We start from the raw sequence: 21,958 nt of genomic DNA on the forward strand, positions 1-21,958 counted from the left end.
TCGCTTCTCGGTTTCTTGCTTCGCGCTTCTTGGCTTCTCAGTTTCCCGGATCCCGGCTTCGTGCTGCTCGGATTCTCGAATCCCCGGCTTCCCGGTTTCCTGACTTCCCGGATTCCCGAATTCTCGGATTCCCGGTTTCCTGACTTCCCGGATTCCCGGATCTCGTTTCTCGGGCTGTTTTATACAAATTAAGTAGACATAGTGCCCTCAAGTGTGATCAATCAAGGCCGTCCAGGCGGGTAGCTCGGAACATCCGCTGCGTCAACCCCGGCAGCAGGCTCCCGAGCTGGAGGAGCGGCGGAGCCCAGCAGCGGCTGCCAAGCGCCGCCTGCATCAGGCGGCCCCAAAACAGCGGGCGCTTCAGCTCGCGGGTAAGCGCCGCGCTGTACTGCTCCCGCCATTCTGCGAGGGCCAGCTCGCCCCGCAGAAAGCGCTCCGCCAGCGGCGCCGCCAGCTGCACCGAGCGCAGCGCCATGGTCATTCCATCCCCGCACAGGGGTGGAATGACCATGGCGGCATCGCCGATGAGGGCGAACTGGCGCCACGGCACCGGTGAACGGCTGATGTTCACCGGTGCCACAGCCGCCTGTGTGCCCGCTATCGGCTCGCCTGCGCGTAGGCGCTCGCGCAAGCGCGGGTGAAGCGCTGCGGCTCGGTCCAGGACGCCCTGGACCGAGCCTCCCGCTTCGCGGAAAGCGGCGCGCGGCAGCAGTGCCGCGGCGTTGACCCGGCCGCCCTCGATGGGCGCAAGGCCCAGGTAGCCGCCGCCGGGGAAGAAGTACAGCGCGATAGCTTCCCCCGGCATCAGACCCTGGTAGTGAACCTTGATGCCCATCCACGGCTCCCGGCCGCCGCCTTCCCGGCCCGCGTCTCCAGCCTCCGGCCGGCCGTTTGCACCCTTGCCGGACGGCTGCATCAACCCGGTCTGCGGATTTCTCCCCCAGGCGCCAATGACGGCTCGGGCTTGCAGCCGCCGGCTTTCACCATGTTGCACATAATCAATAGTAAAGCCAAGCTCGGGCTTGGCCGAATCGATCTCTGCCACCTTCTTCACCACAGCCGGGGATCGCCATTCAGCCCCGTATTCCTTGGCGAGCTGGTGAAGCCGGGTATCAAGCCTGTACCGGCTAACGCCTATCGCCGGAGCTGGCAGCGCAAATTCCAAGAAACCACCGCTCGGCCCATGAATTTCCACCCTATTCATCGGCGCTGCACCAAGCCCGGCCACTGCTTCGGCAAGCCCTAAAGCGGACAGCATGCCGGCAGACTCAGGAGATAAGAACTCACCACAAGACTTATGCCGCGGAAATCGGGCTTTATCCAGCAAAACCGTCCTCCAGCCAAGCTCCGCCATTTGATAAGCCATAACACTTCCTGCAATCCCCGCACCCAATATAGCCACATCCGCTGTGCCTTTCATCATGGACCCCCCCTTCAAAAAAACTGAACACCCTAGTGAAGGCGGAACTCCGCCCAGCACCAATCTAAAACGCTAGGCTATTTACCTTGTTTCTGTATTCGCCAAGCATATGATTGGCAGTAGTTTTAAGCTTTACTAAGATGAGATGCTGAAGCTCCTCACCTTATCTACCAGTACAGCGTAGCGAAAAAGCGGCCTCCAGCTATATTCGAAAGTTATAGGTCCCAATCTGTCCGTCAAATCCAGCTTCAGCTGTTCCCAATCCGCATCACGAAAGCCTTTGGCCACAGATAATGGGCCATCGTGCCGAATATAGCGATTACGTGACAAGATACGAGTAGCCAGCCATACAGCCGACCAGGCGAGCCAATGGCGATGGATATCGTTAAGCACAACTCCTCTTCCTGACAGCCTTACCAGCTGCTCTGCCATATCGACCAGCTGCTGCCCCGTAAAATGATGGACGAATTGACTAGCTGTCACGATATCGGCCTGCTCGCCCTGCAGGTCCAGAGCATTCTTGCGAATGACTTGCACGCGCGGCTCATCAGCAAACTGCTTGCGAGCCTCTGAGCAGGCTTCCTCCGTAATGTCCGCTAAAGTAATTTGAAGGTCGACCTTCTCCCGGTCAGCCCAGCGGAGCAGCTTGCGGTTGTTATCACCGCTGCCTGCCCCTATATCGAGCAAGGTCAAGCAGGAAGGGCGGCCCATTCGCTTCCAGAGCTTCTTGACCCCATATAAGGTAGGACCGGCCGCCGCAAAAATACGGTTAAGCTTACGCAAATGCTGCAATGCTACCTCCAGCTCCTTACCGCCGAGGGAGAAATCGTCCATCCGTTCTGCTTTTTCCGAGCGTACTTGCAGCCCCTTCCCTCTTACCGCGGAAGCCGCAATGATGTTTCTATGCAGATCTGCTGGATCTGCGGAACCAGGCTGGGAACACTCCCCCCTCCCATGATGTAGAGATTTTGCTTGTGCCGTCCGTTCAATGCTTTCCTTGTCTGTTCCCACTATCGGATTAAATCTTGACATAGTGCATGCCCCCATCAGCTTCCTGATTAGCTGCACGTGGAGACCCCGCGCTCCCCGAAGACCCCGCAGACGGCAGGTACGTTAGTTCCAGCAGCTCGGCATGAAGACCCGGACCGAAGCCAATCGCTATTCCTGAACGGGAACGAAGCTCCGAACTCTCCTCTTCCTCTGCCTGAATCTGTTTTAGCATCCTCTGGAGAACAAACAGAATGGTCGCTGAGGACATATTGCCGTACCGGCGTAAAACTTCCCGGCTCGGCGCTGTCTGCCGATCTTCCAGCTTATAGATGCTCTGCAGACCATCGATAATTCCTTTTCCGCCAGGATGAATGGCCCATAGCTCTAACTCTCTAAGCGGGCTCTGCTCCCCTTCACTTGCTTCTGCTCTCTTGACATCGCTGTACGCGTGGCTCTCGCCTTGTTTTCGCTGCAATAGCAGATCCAGCTCGTCCGGCAAGTACTTTCCGATGAGTTCGGGAATAGCTGGAGAAAGATACAGATCAAATCCGAAATCCGCAAGCGTCCAAACCATATCTTTGCCACCCGCCGGAAACAACGCCGTTCGTCCGTTACCTAAATGGAACAAGCCTTTATCCCTTTTTGCGGCACGGCCAATCACACAAGCAGAAGCTCCATCGCCAAAAAAAGCAGCACCGAACAAAGCCTCTTTCTCGCCGCTCGGCTGGACATGAAGGGTGCACAATTCTACACATACAATGAGCACCTTGGCATTGGGATCAGCCTTAACAAGATCGGCAGCAGTCCGCATCGCCGTCACGCCGGCCGCACACCCCATAAACGTTAGAGGAAGCCTCTTTATATCAGAAGGCAAACCGAGGCCGCGGATTAAAGCAACATCCAACCCGGGCAAAAACATTCCCGTGCAGCTTACAGCCATTAGATGCGTTATGTCTTCTTTTGCCGTACCGCTATCGTGCAGAGCCTCCCTTGCCGCGTTTGCGGCCAAGGGCACACTGTGCTCCTGGTAGCTTTTCATTCGTTCGGAGGTGCTTGGCGCCTGTTCATTCAAACTATTAGGGAGATAGCGCGAAGGTCCACTCTCGGCGAGACTGGCTTCGCACGTATAACGGCTGTCCACCGCCACCTGGCGGAAAATCCGCTTCGCCCAGCGGGCAGAGGAAGGCGAATGCTCCAGAAAAGCGGCTATACGCTCCGCTGCCTCCTGTTGATCTACCCGATGCTCAGGCACCGCTGTTCCTATTCCCAATAATGCGGGGTATGAATTATAGTTTGACATAGTCCTATCATCCTCTCATAAACCATCATGCGATATACGGCGGGCGCACAGTAGGCAGGTTATTTTCATCGAAAAATGATGCTGCATTGAAATAGAGGGAAGTTGTTTGAAATAATCAAGGGGAGCCATAATCCCATAACCATAATCGGATAGCCAGTTTCTCGTTCGCCGGACAAGATGTGGGTTAATTCAATGTATTCTGAAACTATACAACTTATTACGCTTACAACTGTTAGTCTGCTGTCTTTCTTTCGCTTACACTACCGCAAGCCCGTGTCTTTCTTTCGCTTACATACCGCTACACTACTAGCAAGCCTGAGTCTTTTTTACGCTTACACTACTAGCAAGCCCGTGTCTTTCTTTCGCTTACATACCGCTACACTGCTAGCAAGCCTGCTGTCTTTCATTTTAGCCGCTTCTCAAGTAATCATAGACAATCATAGGAATGCATAGAAATTCATAGGAAAAGCATAGAAACAAATAGGCTATCATAGGCAACCTTGGGCAATCCTAATCTATTCTTATCCTATTTCCTCTATTAGAATCAGATCAAATTCAAAATCCATGCCCGTGTTTCCCCCGACTTCGGCTCTTTCTATGCGATTTTCCGATTACATTTCCGATTACATTTCCGATTACATTTCCGCCGAGACGCGCTAGTGAAGTGAAATGTATCGATTCTCTGTAAATATAAAACACCCCACATGATGAGCATCTCGGGTAGTCGTACCTCAATCCCATAACTTATACAAAATTTCGTTGAAACACTGGCTGCAGCTCCTTAATAGCTTAAAGCCCTTGCATTTGTACGATTTGTCATACAAATCTCGGGTAATTGCCCTTCAATCCCCTCATTTGTACGATTTGTCATACAAATCTTGGGTAATTGCCCTTCAATCCCCTGTATTTGTATGACGTTTCATACAAATCTCCGGAATTCGCACTTCAACCCCATGCATTTGTACGACATTTCGTACAAAATGCAGGAATCCAGCCAACGAACCCCGCCAATCTCGGCTATTTTCATACTGGAATTGTGTCTGAGAATTCAATGGCATGACTGTCTCCCATACATTTCCGCCGGAGTGCGCTGGCGAAGCGAAATGTATACGGTTTTCCGCATACATTTCCGCCGGAGTGTGCTGCCGAAGCGAGTTGCAGCGAAATGTATGCGATGTCCGAAAAGCAGCTTATTAGTGCAGCGCATAAAAAAATCAACACCCAAGAATGCCGTAAACATTCTTGGGTGTTTCATTTTGACACCTTTCCTTGAAAGAGGACTTATTAAACAGCTCCTTCGTATTACTCGGTCAACTAGAGAGTGCTGGCTGGCTTATTCTTTTTGGATGTCCCGATAGAAGGGACGGGAGAAATTGACAGCACCTGACCCTTAATCCGCAGGCAGCCCTTGCACGCTGCAGCCCGGGCAATAACGCAAATAATTGAAATTTTCAGTGGGTACCCGCTTCACTATATTGCCTTGGTTATCCTTGTAAATTTCGATCAGCTGATAGGTATGAACCTCGTACTCGCCATCTTGAAAAGCGTCTGCCCACTCCCATGTGTTATAAAGATGAAAGGTCTTGGCTCCCACAGTCGCTTCTTCTTCATGAAATCCTCCGGTGGGTATCGCTTGGAAGCTGTCTTCCAACATAACCTTCCCTACGTAAGTTTCCTCCAATCCGTCAGGGAACGCATCCGCGTTTTTTGACGAACCGTTTTCTTTATTAATGATTAACAGGAGCAAAAAGATATTAACAGCAGTGACGAGCACCACCCATAGCTTTTTATTAGTAATGGCCTTCGCAATCTGCTTGATCATACTTGTCCCCCTCCTCCATTCCACACGGGTTCCCCGATATTAACCGTATAACCGTATTAACCGTCTTAGCGTCTTAAACGTTTTAACCATCTTAAACGTCTTAAACGTCTTAAACATCTTAAACGTCTTAAACATCTTAAATGTTTTAAGCGTCTTAACCATCTTAAACGGTCTTTACCGGTCGCCGGTTTGTCCTATTAGTATTAGGTATGTGGAGGAAAAGGGAATTATTCCGTTAACTCCGATCTATTCAATTACATAGCGATCTTTGTCTACGTCATTCATGAACGGTGTCAACGAACCGCGATAAACTAGAACCAGTTCGTGCATAGCCCTTGTACAAGCGGTATAGAACAGCTTCCGTTCACGCTCCAGACCGTACTGCTCTTCAGATGCGTTGTATACGATCACCGCATCGAACTCTACACCTTTAGCCAGGTAAGAAGGAATGATGGTTATTCCTTTTTCAAACTCCGTGGTGTCCTGGTCGACCAGCTTCAACTCCACTAATGGGTTTAACTGCTTCCATGCTTCCCGGCTTTCGGCTGCTGTCTTCGTAATGATCGCTATCGTCCGGTGATTGCTGGCGCGAAGCGAGCGGATACGTTCTGCAACGGTTTCTGCATAATCAGCATCTTCATGTACCCGTACCACAACCGGCTTCACGCCATCACGCTGGAACGGCTCGATTTGCTCCCCGTCCTCGATAACCTGCTGCGTCATCTCTACGATTGGTTTGGTGGAGCGGTAGCTCTTCGTCAAGCGGATCCATTCACTTTCTCCTTCACCATAGGAATCTGCAAGACTTTCCAGGCCGCTCCTTCCAGTCGCATGAGCATAGATTGCCTGGTTCAAATCGCCCAGCACGGTCATTTTGCTGCGGGGGAACAATTTGCGCAAATAAGCTAATTGAAAAGGGGAGTAGTCCTGGACTTCATCTATCAGCACATGACGAATAGTATTGTTGATTTGGAATCCTTCCATACTTTCCTTTAAATACAAATAAGGGGTAGCATCCTCATACGCCAGCTCGGAACGGTCAAGACGGTTTACGGTCTCCTCGCAAATCTGGCTCCAGCTTGATGGCAGCGGTCTATCACCTGCCAGCTTCGATGCAAATCGGACATCACTGAACAATTGGCGGTAGACCGCCGTCCAATCGACAAAACGGTACTGCTTCACCTGCCGGCGGAGTTTTTTGAAGCGAAGCTGCACCACTTTGGCCGCCAGAAACTCCTGTTCCCGCTCAAAATCATCGAAGGAATCAGAGCTGTAGCCCTTTTTGCGGAGCAGCTCGTGGTAAGCCTCCTGATACTGCTCTTTATCCAGCAGCTCGATTTCTTCCTCAACCCAAGGCTTTTTCCTTTCCTCACGGGCTCTCAGCTTTAACTCCTTTAACAGCCGCTCCGCTGTTTTTCTCAGTCTCTCACTGAAGCTGAGAGAAGGATCCAGCGCATAGAACCATTCGTAAATTTGCCCAGCTTCAATCAAGGTTTCTTGGCGAAACTTCACACTTGTAAACTGCAGCCCTTCCGTCCTCAAATAGTCCATATAGTTGTCCAGTAGCGCTTTATAGTCAATCGACGCTTTGAAGCGGATACCTTCTAATTTTGCTTCATAGGAAGGCCCGCCCGGGTTGGAATATACGTATTCCATTTGGGCAAAGGGAGTCTCCAGCACAAAACGGCTTCCCAGACGGTGCTCAAGATATTCCTGATAAGTGGTTTGCTCCATATTTTCTTCACCAAGCTCGGGAAGCACAGTGGATACATAACTGTTAAACATCGGGTTAGGGGAAAACAGCACAATTTGACTTGCACTTAAGCTCCCTCGATAACGATACAGCAAGTAAGCGACCCGCTGCAAAGCTGCCGACGTTTTGCCGCTGCCCGCAGCGCCTTGCACGACCAAGAGCCGGCTGCGTTCATTGCGGATGATCAGGTTTTGCTCCCTTTGGATGGTAGCAACTATCGTTTTCATCTGTTTGTCCGCCCGCTGGCCCAGCACTTCCTTCAGCAGCTCATCCCCTATTGTCACTCCCGTATCGAACATGCTTTCAATGCTGCCCCAGCGAATAATGAACTGCCTTTTAAGCTCCATCGTTCCTCGGATCGTTCCGGCAGGAGTTTCATACTCTACCGGACCAGGAATATGGTCATAATATAAGCTGGAAATAGGTGCCCGCCAATCGTAGATCAGAAAGTCCTCTTCCCGTTCATCGAGCAGGGAGCCTATTCCCAGATACACCTGCTCAGCTTGAGAGTCACCCTCTTCCATAAAGTCTATCCGGCCAAAATAGGGAGAGGATTTCAATCGTTCCAAAAGTGTTCTCTGCTTATGGGCATGCCGGTAGGAACGCTCCCTCTCCGCCAATACCTCAGCCTGCTGCTTCATGCTGGCTGCCGTTTCGATCACTTCATCCGGTTCATCCAGATTGACCGTCACATCATCCCAGAAGCTCTTGCGGTAATCGGTAATCACTTGCCGCAAGTCTCCCGCGGTATCCTCAAGCGTATGGATTCGCTGTTCAATAATATGCTTGACCCGGTCTACTCTTTGCTGCTCTTCTATCCATTCCGGCGTTTTTTGGCTCAATCGTATCGCTCCTCTGCTTATGGTATACAACAACATTTCCCCAGCAAGCTTTGCTCAACATGACTTCCTAAATACATGCCAATCAAAGCATGATGATGAATCGGCTTTTAATACATACCAATCAAAGCACATGATGATGAATCGGCTTTTAATACATGCCAATCAAAGCACATGATGATGAATCGGCCTGAAAAATAATGCAGGGGGAGTTGACAGTCCCTCACTTCTGTGATAATATAAAATAGGATAGTAATGAAAGTAACTTAATAAATCAACAAAAATCTGTACTCGTTATCGTAGCACAGATTTTTTTATTTTTCAATTTTTATTGTAACTTAGAAGATTGAAATCCTTTCCACAACCCGGTTAGGGCCTCCTCATTATTCACCGTATAGCCTCTTTCCATTCCTTTCAGAATGCTCCAGACAGCAAAGCCATGAACAGTACAATAAGCACAACTACACTGCTGATTCTTGACATTACCAGGTAAGCCTCGCTAGGCTCGGAATCCCCCTTCACCGCCCAGCCATATCTCATATACCAGCCAAGCTGGGGATAAATGATGTTAATAACCGCAACCAGGACGATCAGAAAAAGAAAAAAAACATTTTGCTCCCTCCCTTTACCGGATATACGCAGCGATAAAGGAATAGGTTCCATCAGCCTATCATGTCCGGTCCGTATCACTAACCATCTGTTTACTGCACGTGGGCATTTAACCAGCTGCTGAGGACAGCAAGCAGCAGTAAATGTGCAGGATAGAAGCTTCTCCACAGCCAGCGGGGAATTGAAATTCCGCCGAACCATTCCTTCACCTTCGGATACTGCACAACAGCCCAGGTCGAGATGACGCTGAACAATTGAATAATCCAGAGCTGATAAACCGCAAAGAACACATTTAATGCCGTATGCCAGATCAACATCCATCGGGGAGAGCTATATCGATAGATGAGCACCAGCAGCAATGCGTATCCGCCGTAATCCATCGGTACCCACTCCATCAATACAAATGCTGGAATGGCGACTACATAAGCAAGATACCGTCTGCGATTATTCGGATTCAGCCAATCAATCAGCATAAGAACGAGAAGACACAGAAGCAGAGTTGCGATGACGTTAAGCGATGTTTCGCTAAAAGCCCACATAAAAGGAAGCTGCGATAATATTGCGAGCACGAATAAGCGCCATGCATATTTGGGACGGCTTCTCGTATAATGATACCCCTGAACGAGAGCATACGCATACAGAGGAAATGCGATGCGGCCGATAATCCGCAAGTAGGCGTTTTCCGGAAAAAAAACGACTCCAATATGATCAATTAACATAGTGAACATAGCTAAAAACTGCATATCTGCTTCCGGCTCCTGTTCCTGTTAAAATATAAAGCACTGCTTCCCTTCAGAGGAAGCCATCGCCGAGATCTGAGGCCTATTAGGCAGAATCGGGTGCCTCGGCATCAATTGCATTCCTCAACTTGTTTTTGATATGTATGCATGGACACGCCATCCGCTAACGGGTTACTTGAATGAAGGCAGCCGTGCTGGTAGGCACGGCTGCTTTACTCGGTCAAGCTCTAATTCTGATTATAGTTACTTCAACAAAGCTTTCACTTTGCTGATTACATTGTCCACGGTAAACCCGTATTCCTCAATAATCTTGTTTGCTGGAGCGGAAGCCCCGAATTGATCAATTGCCAAAATATCGCCTTGGTCACCAACATATTTATGCCATCCGAGAGAGGAGGCCATTTCGATAGCAAGACGTGCTTTGACGTCCGGCAGAATGACCGACTCCTTGTATTCTTTGGATTGCTGCTCAAACAATTCCCAGCTTGGCATGCTGACGACACGAACGTTAATGCCTTCTTCTGCCAGCTTCCGGCTCGCTTCCACAGCGAGGCTTACTTCGGAACCTGTAGCGAGCAGGATCGCCTGCGGCTTGCTGTCTGGAGCATCAACAAGCACGTAGGCTCCTTTATCCAGGTTTTGTTTAGCCAGCTCTGCGGTGCCTTCCAGGTTAGGCAGACCTTGACGGGTAAGCACCAGCGCCACCGGGCCTTCCTGATTGGCTACTGCGTAACGCCAAGCTTGGCTCGTTTCGTTAGCATCAGCCGGACGAAGCACTTTCATTCCTGGCATACAACGAAGGGCAGCCAGCTGCTCAATCGGCTCATGGGTAGGTCCATCTTCACCAACGCCAATACTGTCATGCGTAAATACATAGATGACCGGAAGCTTCATGATCGCCGCCAGACGGATCGCCGGACGCAGGTAATCTGAGAAAACGAAGAAAGTACCCGCGTAAGGGCGTACGCCGCCGTGCAGCATCATCCCGTTGATTGCGGCTCCCATAGCAAATTCACGAACACCGAAGTAAATGTTGCGACCGGAGCTGTCTGCTGCCGTCATATTGCCGCTGTTGTTCAAATGGGTGAAGGTCGAGGACTCCAGGTCAGCTGAGCCGCCGATCAGCGCAGGAACCTTGTCTGCGATTGCATTCAGCGCAGCTTCGGACGCTTTACGGGTGGCCAAGGCTTTATCTTCCGGAGAATAAACCGGCAATTCGGCGTCCCAGCCCTCAGGAAGCTCGCCTTTTACAGCCTGCTCGAATTGAGCCGCCAGTTCAGGATGAGCTTTCTTATATTCTGCTAACAGCTCATTCCAAGCTTCTTCCTTCTTGATGCCCTGCTGCTTCAGCTCATTGAAATGAGCCTTTACGACAGCAGGAATAAAAAATTCTTCCTCTTCCAGCCATTCGTAGTATTTCTTAGTGGCGGCTACCTCATCCTTGCCAAGGAACGTACCATGTGCTGCGGCTGTTCCGCCTTTATTAGGACTGCCATATCCGATTACCGTCTTCACTTCAATTAAAGTCGGCTGATAGTTTGCACGCGCCTGTGCCAGCGCTTCGTGAATCTCGAGCAGGTTATTACCATCCTCAACTCGAAGAACCTGCCAGCCGTACCCTTCGAAACGGGACTGTACATCCTCAGAGAAGGACAAATTCAATTCCCCGTCGAGCGAAATGCTGTTGGAATCGTAAAGCACGATCAGCTTGCCAAGCTGCAGGTGCCCGGCCAAGGAAGCCGCCTCTCCGCTGATGCCTTCCATCAAGTCGCCGTCTCCGCAAATGGCGTACGTATAATGATCCACGATGTCAAACCCTTCCTTGTTATACACACCTGCCAGATGCTCTTCCGCCATAGCCATACCGACAGCCATAGCAAAGCCTTGGCCGAGCGGACCAGTTGTTGCTTCTACACCCGGTGTATGGCCAAATTCTGGATGCCCCGGCGTCTTGCTTCCCCACTGACGGAAGTTTTTCAGCTCGTCCAGTGAAAGATCATAACCGAACAGGTGCAGCAAGCTGTAAAGAAGCATGGAACCATGTCCGGCCGATAGCACAAAACGGTCGCGGTTAAACCATTCCGGGTTCTCAGGATTATGATTCATAAATTTAGCCCATAATTCATATGCCATTGGAGCTGCGCCCATAGGCATGCCAGGGTGTCCGGATTGCGCTTTTTCCACCCCATCGATTGATAGTGTGCGAATCGTATTCACAGCCAATTGTTCCAACGCATTTGTAGCAGTTGTCATATACATCCTCCTTGTTCCGCTGCCTGACAATTCCAGTGGCAGCAGCATAGTGTAACGGTTACATAAGAAATCCCAGATTCTTATATTCTATCATTCCCTGTGGGGTTTATCTACTTGTAGCCTCAAGTTTTCACCGAAGAGATCAACGGCTTGTTTTCCACAGATCACTCTCATCAGACTATCATCCGCCAAGACGAATCATTATTCACGAGGGCGCTCGTAGAGGTTAGCTGCCCTGCGACAGAGCAAAAGGATAAGGATCTGTGAAGCAAACGCCAGAATGGAGATCACGATCTGCAATCCGGCAATTTCCGCTTCGTTTAGCCCAAACGGAGTGATCAGCAGCATAAGGAGCATTAACGAGCAGGCAAACCATTTGCGAAAACGGGCTGTATCGGCGAGGTCTGAATAACTATCCCGAGCTGCCTGAAGCTGCATTGCAGTGACGAAGAAATAGATCAGTGCAAGCATCAAGAGCAGAGTCAGTCCGTCTACGACCAGCCAGCCTACCGAGACAGGGCGATGTTCGCCATAAAACAGTACACGGAAAAACTCAGCGATGGAAAAAGGCAGCAGAACCAAGCTTGTGCAAGCTGACCACCAGTAAAGCTTTCGCACCTCGGATGAAAAGCCAATCTGCCGGGATAGCTTTACCAAAGCATTAAAGATCATAATAAAGCCTGCCGGATCTGGCAGCAGATCGAATCCAAATATCCGAATGTCGAGAATAACCAGCAAAATCCCCCAAGATAGTGTGCGAAAAAGTCCCGGCATTTTATTCCTCCTCCCGCTGATTCTTCACAACCTGCCTTACATTCGCTTTATTCAGCCAAGGAGAATGGTGCATCCGTTCAAACCAGGAGTAAGCGGCTCCGTCCTCGTTCAGCCCCTCAAGCTTCATCCGCAGCTCAGAATAATACACATGGCTCTGCCGTACATCCCCGTCTGGAAAACGGAACGTGTACTCCACGGTGAAATGATCCCCTTCTTTCAGAACATGCGGCGGCATCCAGGACTCTTCTTGCGAATCCTCATATTCAATGCCATGCTCAAGGGAAAATCTGAAGTCCCGACTATTAAGCTGATAATCCACCGCATCACCGATCCTATCAGCCAACGCCAGTTCAATCTCCGTCATCTCCAGATCGGAATTAACTCTTACAGTGCTGGAGAATTCCCCCGTACTGCTGCCCATCGAGCTAATCCCTGACCACGGCAGCTCAATTGAATTTTTCAAATTCCAAGGGAGCAGTTGAATATCTCCGACAGAGACCAGATAAGACGTCCCATCCTGAAACCACGCCTTCATCTCCCGGAAATGATAAGCAGCTCCATCGCCTTCGTTCTCATTTGTCTTAGCCTCTGCTGTTTCCGCTGCCTCAGTCTTCCCGACTTCCCCTGTGTCTGATTCCTCAACTTCTCCTCGAACCGTACCTGTCTCCCCGTCTGCATCATCTTCCTGAGTCCAGTCATAAGGCTTCTGAACAGACACTTTATGAACTTGGTACGGTCCATAGGAGCCATAAGGAGCGCTGTGAACCACACGCCAGCTCGTTATTTCTCCGTCGAGCGAGGAGGCCCTTCCCTCTTCCTCTCGAATTAGAATCGGCTGAATACTAATCAACCGCCTATCATCACTCTTATGTGTAATGTAATACAGCTCTAAGGTTTCTTCCGGGTGAAAACTAGCCTCATAATAATGCTCCAAAAACACCGGTTCATCCAATAAATGAGCCTGGTAATATAACAGATTCCCGACCCAGGAGGCTGCGATAATCGTAAAAATGACCGCACCCCCCAGTACCCCATAGAGCCTGGACTTCCTGCTCTGCAAGCCAGCGTTAGGCTCCATCCGGTTTCCATCCTTTCTGTGCTTCCATAATTCCAGATAAAACGGGCGCTGTCTTACCCCGTTATGAAAATAAAAACGCAGCAGTCTTGCCTCATCATGACTGCTGCGTATAAAAGCTATTAAGTTTCTGTGTTTCTAACTAAGTGCCTTTATTTCTAATTAAGGCCTGTTTCTAATTAAGTGCCTTTGTTTCTAAATTAAATGTCTATGTTTCTAATTCATAGTCCGCTTTTCTAATTAAAGACAACGGTTTTATTATTGTGAACGAGAATCCGATCCTCCACATGCCAGGCGACGGCACGAGCCAATACGACCCTCTCGATATGGCGGCCTATCCGTTTCAGGTCCTCTACATTGTCGCGGTGGCTTACCCGCTGAACGTCCTGCTCAATGATCGGGCCTCCATCCAGCTCCTCTGTGACATAATGGGCTGTAGCTCCAATAATCTTCACACCGCGATTATGTGCCTGCGCATAAGGCTTGCCGCCGATAAATGCCGGCAAAAAGGAATGATGGATGTTAATAACCCGGTTAGGGTAATGCTCCACAAACTTGGGCGATAGAATTTGCATGTAGCGCGCCAGCACGATAGCATCCACTTTATCTCCGATCACTTCAAGCTGCTTCTGCTCCGCTTCCGCCTTCGTTTCTTTCGTTACCGGAATGTGATGATAAGGGATCTCGAAGGACTCAACCAATTCCTTCATATCCGGGTGATTGCTGACGACCATTTCAATATCCGCGTCCAGGTCGCCGGCCTGCCACTGCCACAGCAGCTCGAGCAGACAATGATCCTCCTTGGATACAAAGACCGCCAGCTTCTTCTTCACAGCCGCCCGGTGAATGCTCCACTCCATCTGAAATTTATCTGCCACCACTTCCTGGAAATCCAGCTCCAGCGGCTCCAGTCTTCTCTCGATTTCATTCAGATCAAACTCTATCCGAATAAAGAACATACCGCCCGAAGGATCCATCGTATATTGATCAGATTGCACAATATTAGCTCCATGTTCATGCAAAAACCGGGACACCGCAGCGACAATTCCCGGTTGGTCCGGGCAAGAAATCAGCATGCGGGCACGGTTGCTCTGCTGCTTATCCAGCTTACGCTGGGAAGGGGTTATCACTCGATTCATCTCTATCCTCCAACTCTCTATCCTCCAACAGAATTAGCCATTTCAAGACGTATATCGTTAAATACAATCGGTATTTATTCTCACAGTCTGAATCCGTGTTTAGTAACGCGCTGCCTATAACAGCTTAGCCGCAAATGCCGCCATCCAGCGTCAAAAGACTTGTCATGCCAACTGCAGAATGCTTTTGGAAGCAAACCATGCGGTCAGGCGCTGATTCACCTGCTCTTCACTCAACTCCGGCAGCAGCTTCTCAAGAGCTACCATATCAAACAGCCGTTCCATAGGCTCCCGCTTGTCTTCCTTTTTCGCCTTGGGGTCGTGCTTCAGCATATCCCAAGTGTCCAGAATGTACTGCCGCGGATCAATCTCCTGCTTTTGGAAGAAATGCTGCAGCTTCTCGACATCCTCCAGAAACTCCGCTCCGAAGCGCGCTTCGGTCTCCCCTTTCAAAAGGGCGATTTCCGCCTCGTACATCGGCCGTTCCGATTTGTCCACCTTCCCGCCGATCCATGGGGTTTCCAGTATCATTGGCAGGTGCTTGAGCTTGTCATGCCCGACAACCTTGCTGATCGTCTCAAACCCGAGATAGCCGGATCCGACAGGAGCGTGACGGTCTTTCGATGCCCCCCGCGGATTTTTACTATCATTAAGATGTACGACAGCGATCCGCTCGAGTCCCACTACCCGGTCAAACTCTTCCAATACACCATCCAGGTCGTTCACTATATCATAGCCGGCATCATGAATGTGGCAGGTGTCGAGACAAACCGTGAGCCGGTGATTGTCGGTCACCCTTTCGATGATTTCCGCCAATTCTTCGAAGCTGCGGCCCACTTCCGTCCCCTTGCCTGCCATCGTCTCCAAGGCAATGTTGACGTCGGTTTCCTTGACGCCCTCCAGCACCTCATTCAAGCCCTCTGCTATCCGGGCAATCCCATATTCTGCATCCTTATCCGTATAGGCGCCGGGATGCAGAACGATGTTTTTGACTCCTATATAATGAGTGCGTTTAATTTCTTCCTGGAGGAAGGAAACGGCTAGCTCATATGTGTTGTCTTTGTAAGACCCTAAATTGATGATGTAGGGGGCGTGAACGACTATCTCCGGCACATTATTCTGCTCCATCAGCTCCAAGCCTTCTTTGACAAACAAATCTTCAATCGGCTTACGCCTTGTATTTTGAGGAGCACCGGTGTAGATCATGAATGAACTGGAGCCGTATGAAGCGGCCTCCTGGGCAGCGGATAGCAGCCCTTTAGGCGAACAGGAAACGTGTGATCCTATTTTTAACATTGATCTCAACCCCACTCTTAGAATATTCATAGGAAATGAATTGAATGAATTGCTTTTAAAAGTATACCTGATCCGCTGGCTAGCCTTGTCATTAACCGCTCCTATCAGCCTGTCGGTTAGGGATGCGGACAGGTTTGTCTAGATGCCGACACTTCCTCCTATTTTACTAATAAACTTCAAATAAATCTAGGAATGCGGTATAATTTCCATAGAATACCCGAACTATACTTCAAGCTGGTAATGATATATGGCTTAACGAGGTGAAGAATAGATATGTTTTTGCAATGGGCTCTGATTTTGTGGGGCGCTGTTATGGTTTCGGTGCTGGCAATTGGCGGATTTTTTATGTTCCGGAAGTTTATGAAGGTGCTGCCCAAGAAGGACGGAATGTCCAAGCTGGACTGGCAAAATTATTACGTAGAAGCTTCACGCCACATGTGGACAGAGGAATCGAAGCAGTTTTTGGAACAACTGGTTTCTCCGGTTCCCGGGCCATTTCGCGATATAGCTAAGCATTCCATTGCGGCACGCATCGGACAGGTCGCTCTGGAAAAAGGGGCCTCTGAAGTTACCCGCGAGCATTGTATTGAAGGATATATTCTGGCTACTCCGCCGAGAGACTACAAGTCGTTAACGTCTTTTCTCGATAAACAAAACATCGATTATTCCTCCTATCGCCACCTGCTAAACCAATCCTGATATTGCTGCAGGACTACTTTGAAGGTCATGCGGCTAATGTTTTGCATTTATGTATTGGCTGGCGATTATGCAGAGGAAGAAGGAAGATAAATCAACAACAACCGGAAGCTGGGGATAGCTGCCGGTTGTTTGTTTGTAAGTATACAAATTTTAGTAAGCCGTAGGAATAACGCGAATATCTTGGTTCAACGTAGGCAGCCTCAAATAACTGCGGTTGAATGTGAAGATGCGGCGAATCTGATAAGTGAGCATAACCACGGCTGTGGTCGCTTCGCGCAAGGAGAAACGAAATTCGGGACATTGCTGGAGGAAATTTTTGGCTTCCTGTTCCAGCTCGGAATTGCCGGAAATTAACGTCAGCTTCCCTTGGCGTACGGAACGCTCAATCACATCCAAAAAAAACTCCGCATGAGTATAACCATGATTATCCCTCAGCCACTCGTGCAGGTCAAAGATGAGATGGCTCGTGGAAATAAAGGGACGATCCAAGTCTTCCATGTCCATGATGAAGGAGCGCGCTTTAAAATAATTCGGATCATCCGGATTCATATAAGCCATCAAGGCACTCTCATCGAGAAAAACTGCCTGCTGAAACTCGATAGAAGCTTTTGTTGTACTATTCATCATAGTCAGGCTCCTCTCCTTTTGCCGCGGCTACAGGGGCCATCATCGGCTTCAAATCTTTCTTCGCGGTCAATCCATCGAGACTTAACAGCGGATTGCGCTGGATTTGCTCCGCGCTTACCGGAATTCTCTCTTCCGTTTCCTTATCCTCCAGCAGCAGTTGGACCGCACGGTGAAACAAAGCTTGGATGGTGGTGTTTTCCCGCTCCGCCTTCTGCCGCAGCAGCTCGTACACCCGAGGATCCAGTTCAATCGAAGGCTCCTCGTCTATCGAGGAAGAAGAATCCGGCTCTGACACCAGCTGGCTCGCCGACCGCTTTACACGATCGAACTGAGTCTCCACATATTTTTTAAATTTATCCATAGGTTTCATCCCTTTTTCTAATTGTCTTCACGTTGTATCCCATTTTATCTCGCAGATTTACTTTGTCACTTACTTTTACTATTTTTGCTTGACTTTGTTTTGTTTTCCTTACTTATTTTTTCTTTTTTTAACTTACTTTTCGTTTTTCTTGCTTGCTTTTCGTTTTCTTTCGTTTTTCTTACTTGCTGCGGATCTTCACTCTATTTTTTCGTTCTATTTTTCCTGCGTTGTTGAAGCCATGATAAAGCCTAATGAGCAAGCTTAATGATCAAGCTCGATTTCGACATATTTCCACACCTGCTTCTACAGCATTCGCATGGAATCGGCAATTTTAGCGGGCAGCAGCCAAAAAAGGCTCCGCAAACAGCCGAGTCTTCCCGGATCGATTACCCGCAAACTTCTCATGTGAAACAAGAGAGCTAATATTTTTTAGCTTTACAAACCTAGCGCTATTAGAAGTTTAAACGACACCCGCTGAGGGAGCACACTTTAACTATGCGCAGGCCAATCCCCTTTATTATTTAGTCTTGAGATGTATTGAGATAACAATCGATTTTGGGAAACGGCACGTAATCTCTCCTGTCATTCCCCCTTTTATTTATTCTATCATGCTTCCGTATGTTCGCGATAGCGATTCATAGCGTTCTATGACTGGATCGGGCTGTTCTATGTACCGGTTGGTGCTGTTCTTTGCCCTGGACCGCCCTGTTCTATGTATGGATCACCCTGTTCTACGTATGGATCACCCTCCTGACCCCGGTTTTTCCGCCCATTTGTCACAAATAAGAGCGAGGAGGAGCGTTAGAATTCAAAACACTGCTTTTTCCATCAAATAAGTGCGAGGGCGAGCGTTAGCGCCTCGCGCATCCCTTGACACATGCTGCCCTATGCTGCTCGACGCTGCCTCGCCGCATCCCCATCTGTCTGATGCCGCTGCTCCGTGCTGTCTCGGCCGCCGACAAAATAGCCGTTTCCGAAGAAACGGCTACAAGCGAGCAAACCTGTGGTTGCTCTAATATTCATTACACCAGCGCCTTATTAGCGATATCGGTGCGATAATGCTTGCCTTCAAAATGGATTCGGTCAGCCTGGGCGTAGGCTTTTTCTCTCGCCTCAGCGATCGTTTGACCCTGGCCAACTACACCGAGCACGCGGCCGCCGTTGGTAACCAGCTTGCCATCCTGTTCCGCTGTACCGGCATGGAAGACGAGCGCATCCACCTGCTCCAGCCCTTCGATGGCCAGCCCTTTCGCATAGGAGCCCGGGTAGCCGCCAGAAGCCAAAATAACGCAAACAGCCGCGCCATCACTCCACTGAATATCTACATCCGCCAAGCGTCCATCCAGGCTGGCTTCTACAATATCAAGCAGCTCCGTCTGCAGCAGTGGCAGCACCACTTGGGCTTCGGGGTCACCGAATCTGGCGTTGAACTCAATCGTTTTCGGACCTTCATCGGTAATCATGAGCCCAGCAAACAGTACACCGCGGAAAGGACGCCCTTCCGCCACCATCGCCTTTGCCGTTGGTTTAATAATCGTTTCGATGGCTTCCTGAACGATCGAATCGGCAATATGCGGAACCGGGGAATAGGTTCCCATCCCGCCTGTATTCAGACCCTTATCGCCATCATAAGCCCGCTTGTGGTCTTGAGATGGAATCATCGGGCGAACAACCTCTCCATCCACAAAGGACAGGATCGACATTTCCTGTCCGCTCAAAAATTCTTCGATGACCACGCGGCTGCCGGATTCGCCAAACACCTTGCTGACCATAATGTCCTGCAGAGCCTGCTCGGCTTCCTCCAGCGTATTGGCGATAATTACCCCTTTACCTGCGGCCAGTCCATCTGCCTTAACTACTATCGGCAGCTTTTGGGCGCGCAGGTAAGCAAGCGCCTGCTCATAGTCATCGAACGCTTCATAAGCTGCGGTAGGAATGTTGTATTTTCGCAGCAGATGCTTGGTAAACACCTTGCTGCCCTCGATTTCAGCCGCATTTTTACGAGGTCCGTACACCTTAAGGCCTTTGCTTTCCAGATGATCGACAATTCCGTCAGCCAGCGGATCATCCGGGCCAACAAAAACAAGATCGATCTTTTCTTGCAGAGCAAACTCAGCCAGCTTGTCAAACTCGCTCTCGGCGATCGGTACGCACTCGGCCAACTGGGCAATCCCCGCATTACCGGGGGCGCAATATAATTGGCTAACCCGCTGACTGCGATTAAGCGACCATACAATCACATGCTCACGACCGCCCCGGCCGATGACTAATATCCGCATGTAAATCCCTCCCGAACCTTATCCTAGACCTTACCTTGAACTCTATCCTGTGGACTTTGCACTGAGCCTTACCTTGACCTATCCTGTGGACTCTGCGCTGAGCCTTACCTTGACCTAATCCTGTGGACTCTGCGCTGAAATTTATCCTGAACTTTATCCTGAACTTTACGCTGAACTCATAGAAATTTTTAACCCTCATCTTGAACCTTGCTTTAAATCTGAATCAAATCCTAAAACGGTACAAGCGGCAGCTAAACTACATCAGTATATCAACGCATATACGGGTTGCGTCCTCCACATGGTTGAGCCGTTTCCTAAACTCATCTTCAAAGCCAGCATATAATTTATAAACGTTATATCATCTTTAAATATATAATCAATTAACCTTATATCATCAATTAACGATTAATGTTTAAAGTGGCGCACGCCTGTCATGATCATCGTGATCCCGTTCTCATTAGCGGCGCGAATCGATTCTTCGTCCTTGATGGAGCCGCCCGGTTGTATAATTGCGGTAATGCCATGCTTGGCAGCCAGCTCAACCGTATCCCCCATCGGGAAAAAGGCATCGGAAGCCAGAACGGAGCCTTTCGCTCTTTCTCCAGCCTGCTCAATGGCGATCTTAGCAGCGCCTACCCGGTTCATCTGGCCTGCGCCCACCCCAATCGTCATATTGTCTGCAGCCAGCAGGATAGCATTCGATTTCACGTGCTTAACGACCTTCCAGGCAAACAGAAGCTGCTTCAATTCCTCATCTGTAGGCTGCCGCTCCGTGACCACCTTCAGCTGATCCGGATCCAGGGAATACGTATCCGCTTCCTGAACCAGCATTCCGCCATCGACAGACGTAATATTGAAGCGGTCTTTGCCGCTGGCACCCATATCTCCCAGCTTCAGAAGGCGCAAGTTTTTCTTCTTCTTCAAGATCTCTTCGGCTTCAGGAGTAAAGTCAGGGGCCATTATAATTTCCAGGAAAATTTCATGCATCAGTTGCGCACAGGCCTCATCAATCGTCCGGTTAGCGGCAATAATTCCTCCGAAAATGGAGACCGGATCCGCTTCATACGCTTTTTGGTAGGCTTCCACGATCGTCTCGCCAATTCCAACACCGCACGGGTTCATGTGCTTGACGGCTACTACAGCAGGCTCCGCGAATTCTTTAACAATTTGCAAAGCTGCATTAGCATCATTGATATTGTTATAAGACAGTTCCTTACCGTGTAATTTCTCAGCCGTTGCAATCGTTCCCGCAACAGCTAATGGCTGGCGATAAAAGGCTGCTTGCTGATGCGGATTTTCCCCATAACGCAGGTCCTGAACCTTTTCGTAAGTTACGGTATATTTCTCCGGTGTGCGTTCTCCGGTTTTTTCCGATAAATAATTGGCAATCAGAGAATCATAGGCCGCGGTATGACGGAATACTTTCGCAGCCAGCCGCTTGCGGGTCGCGAGCGAGGTATCCCCTGCGGAGTTTATTTCCTCCAACACCTGACCATAATCGCCGGCATCGACAACAACCGTAACAAAAGCGTGGTTTTTGGCTGCTGATCTCAGCATAGTCGGGCCACCGATATCAATATTTTCGATGGCGTCTTCATAGGTTACATTCGGCTTGGCAATAGTTTCGGCAAATGGATATAAATTGACTACGACCAGATCGATATAGTCCAGTCCCAGCTTTTTCATTTGTGCCTGATGCTCTTCGTTGTCGCGAACCGCCAGCAATCCGCTGTGTACAGCCGGATGCAGCGTCTTCACACGGCCGTCCATAATTTCCGGAAATGAGGTAACCTCGGAAATATTGATAACAGGCACGCCTTTCTCCTTTAGAAGTGAGTAAGTCCCTCCTGTTGAGATCAGCTCGATCCCCTGCTTGGCTAACTCAGAAGCGAATTCGACGATACCGCTCTTATCCGAGACACTGATTAATGCTCGCTTGATGGCCACTAGTTCTCCTCCTTAAATTATTTGTTCCAAACAACCAT

The 21,958-nt window shown here is 49.6% G+C and carries 17 protein-coding genes; 1 reads left to right on the plus strand and 16 read right to left on the minus strand.

Going from position 1 to position 21,958, the window contains the following annotated elements:
* Positions 1–217 precede the first annotated feature (217 nt).
* From PSHG_RS10595 to PSHG_RS10650, 12 genes are all read right to left on the minus strand, one after another.
* Positions 218–1,423, minus strand: a complete 1,206-nt coding sequence (locus PSHG_RS10595) for an NAD(P)/FAD-dependent oxidoreductase (RefSeq protein WP_148497540.1) — start codon at positions 1,421–1,423, stop codon at positions 218–220.
* A gap of 132 nt (positions 1,424–1,555) precedes the next feature.
* Positions 1,556–2,452, minus strand: a complete 897-nt coding sequence (locus tag PSHG_RS10600) for a methyltransferase domain-containing protein (protein WP_010272626.1) — start codon at positions 2,450–2,452, stop codon at positions 1,556–1,558.
* Entirely contained in the window at positions 2,439–3,710 is a 1,272-nt protein-coding gene (locus PSHG_RS10605) for a type III polyketide synthase (protein WP_010272628.1), read from the minus strand. Before PSHG_RS10605 ends, PSHG_RS10600 begins: the two co-directional genes overlap by 14 nt.
* Positions 3,711–5,100: 1,390 nt before the next feature.
* A complete protein-coding gene (locus tag PSHG_RS10610; protein ID WP_010272629.1) occupies positions 5,101–5,532 on the minus strand; it encodes a hypothetical protein in 432 nt (143 codons plus the stop codon).
* A gap of 246 nt (positions 5,533–5,778) precedes the next feature.
* Entirely contained in the window at positions 5,779–8,127 is a 2,349-nt protein-coding gene (gene helD, locus PSHG_RS10615; protein WP_010272630.1) for an RNA polymerase recycling motor HelD, read from the minus strand.
* Between the two features lie 411 nt (positions 8,128–8,538).
* Complete coding sequence (locus PSHG_RS10620; RefSeq protein WP_042121676.1) at positions 8,539–8,787, minus strand: DUF6199 family natural product biosynthesis protein; 249 nt, start codon at positions 8,785–8,787, stop codon at positions 8,539–8,541.
* A 38-nt stretch (positions 8,788–8,825) separates the two neighbouring features.
* Complete coding sequence (locus PSHG_RS10625) at positions 8,826–9,476, minus strand: TraX family protein (protein ID WP_010272632.1); 651 nt, start codon at positions 9,474–9,476, stop codon at positions 8,826–8,828.
* A 240-nt stretch (positions 9,477–9,716) separates the two neighbouring features.
* A complete protein-coding gene (tkt, locus tag PSHG_RS10630) occupies positions 9,717–11,726 on the minus strand; it encodes a transketolase (protein WP_010272633.1) in 2,010 nt (669 codons plus the stop codon).
* A gap of 201 nt (positions 11,727–11,927) precedes the next feature.
* The gene (locus PSHG_RS10635) at positions 11,928–12,500 is read right to left on the minus strand and encodes a hypothetical protein (RefSeq protein ID WP_010272634.1); all 573 of its coding nucleotides are present in this window, start codon (positions 12,498–12,500) and stop codon (positions 11,928–11,930) included.
* Between the two features lies 1 nt (position 12,501).
* The gene (locus tag PSHG_RS10640) at positions 12,502–13,578 is read right to left on the minus strand and encodes a hypothetical protein (RefSeq protein ID WP_010272636.1); all 1,077 of its coding nucleotides are present in this window, start codon (positions 13,576–13,578) and stop codon (positions 12,502–12,504) included.
* 233 nt (positions 13,579–13,811) lie between these two features.
* A complete protein-coding gene (gene purU / locus PSHG_RS10645) occupies positions 13,812–14,714 on the minus strand; it encodes a formyltetrahydrofolate deformylase (protein ID WP_010272639.1) in 903 nt (300 codons plus the stop codon).
* Between the two features lie 162 nt (positions 14,715–14,876).
* A complete protein-coding gene (locus tag PSHG_RS10650) occupies positions 14,877–16,007 on the minus strand; it encodes a deoxyribonuclease IV (RefSeq protein WP_010272640.1) in 1,131 nt (376 codons plus the stop codon).
* A 273-nt stretch (positions 16,008–16,280) separates the two neighbouring features.
* Here PSHG_RS10650 and PSHG_RS10655 point away from each other — a divergent pair, with 273 nt between their 5' ends.
* Complete coding sequence (locus PSHG_RS10655) at positions 16,281–16,706, plus strand: DUF2621 family protein (protein WP_010272642.1); 426 nt, start codon at positions 16,281–16,283, stop codon at positions 16,704–16,706.
* 150 nt (positions 16,707–16,856) lie between these two features.
* Here PSHG_RS10655 and PSHG_RS10660 read toward each other — a convergent pair whose 3' ends face one another.
* The 4 genes from PSHG_RS10660 to purH form a co-directional block, all read right to left on the minus strand.
* Positions 16,857–17,333, minus strand: a complete 477-nt coding sequence (locus tag PSHG_RS10660; RefSeq protein WP_010272643.1) for a type II toxin-antitoxin system VapC family toxin — start codon at positions 17,331–17,333, stop codon at positions 16,857–16,859.
* Positions 17,323–17,694 carry a hypothetical protein gene (locus PSHG_RS10665; RefSeq protein WP_010272644.1) on the minus strand — a complete coding sequence of 124 codons (372 nt, stop codon included), beginning with the start codon at positions 17,692–17,694 and terminating at the stop codon, positions 17,323–17,325. Before PSHG_RS10665 ends, PSHG_RS10660 begins: the two co-directional genes overlap by 11 nt.
* Positions 17,695–18,716: 1,022 nt before the next feature.
* Positions 18,717–19,973: a phosphoribosylamine--glycine ligase gene (gene purD / locus PSHG_RS10675; RefSeq protein WP_010272645.1), complete on the minus strand. Its 1,257-nt coding sequence runs from the start codon at positions 19,971–19,973 to the stop codon at positions 18,717–18,719.
* A 405-nt stretch (positions 19,974–20,378) separates the two neighbouring features.
* Positions 20,379–21,920 (minus strand): bifunctional phosphoribosylaminoimidazolecarboxamide formyltransferase/IMP cyclohydrolase, encoded by a 1,542-nt coding sequence (purH, locus tag PSHG_RS10680; RefSeq protein WP_010272646.1) that lies wholly within the window; start codon positions 21,918–21,920, stop codon positions 20,379–20,381.
* Between the last annotated feature and the right edge of the window lie 38 nt (positions 21,921–21,958).

This window comes from Paenibacillus senegalensis JC66 (assembly GCF_000285515.1).
In the GTDB taxonomy this organism is placed as follows: Bacteria; Bacillota; Bacilli; order Paenibacillales; family NBRC-103111; genus Paenibacillus_L; species Paenibacillus_L senegalensis.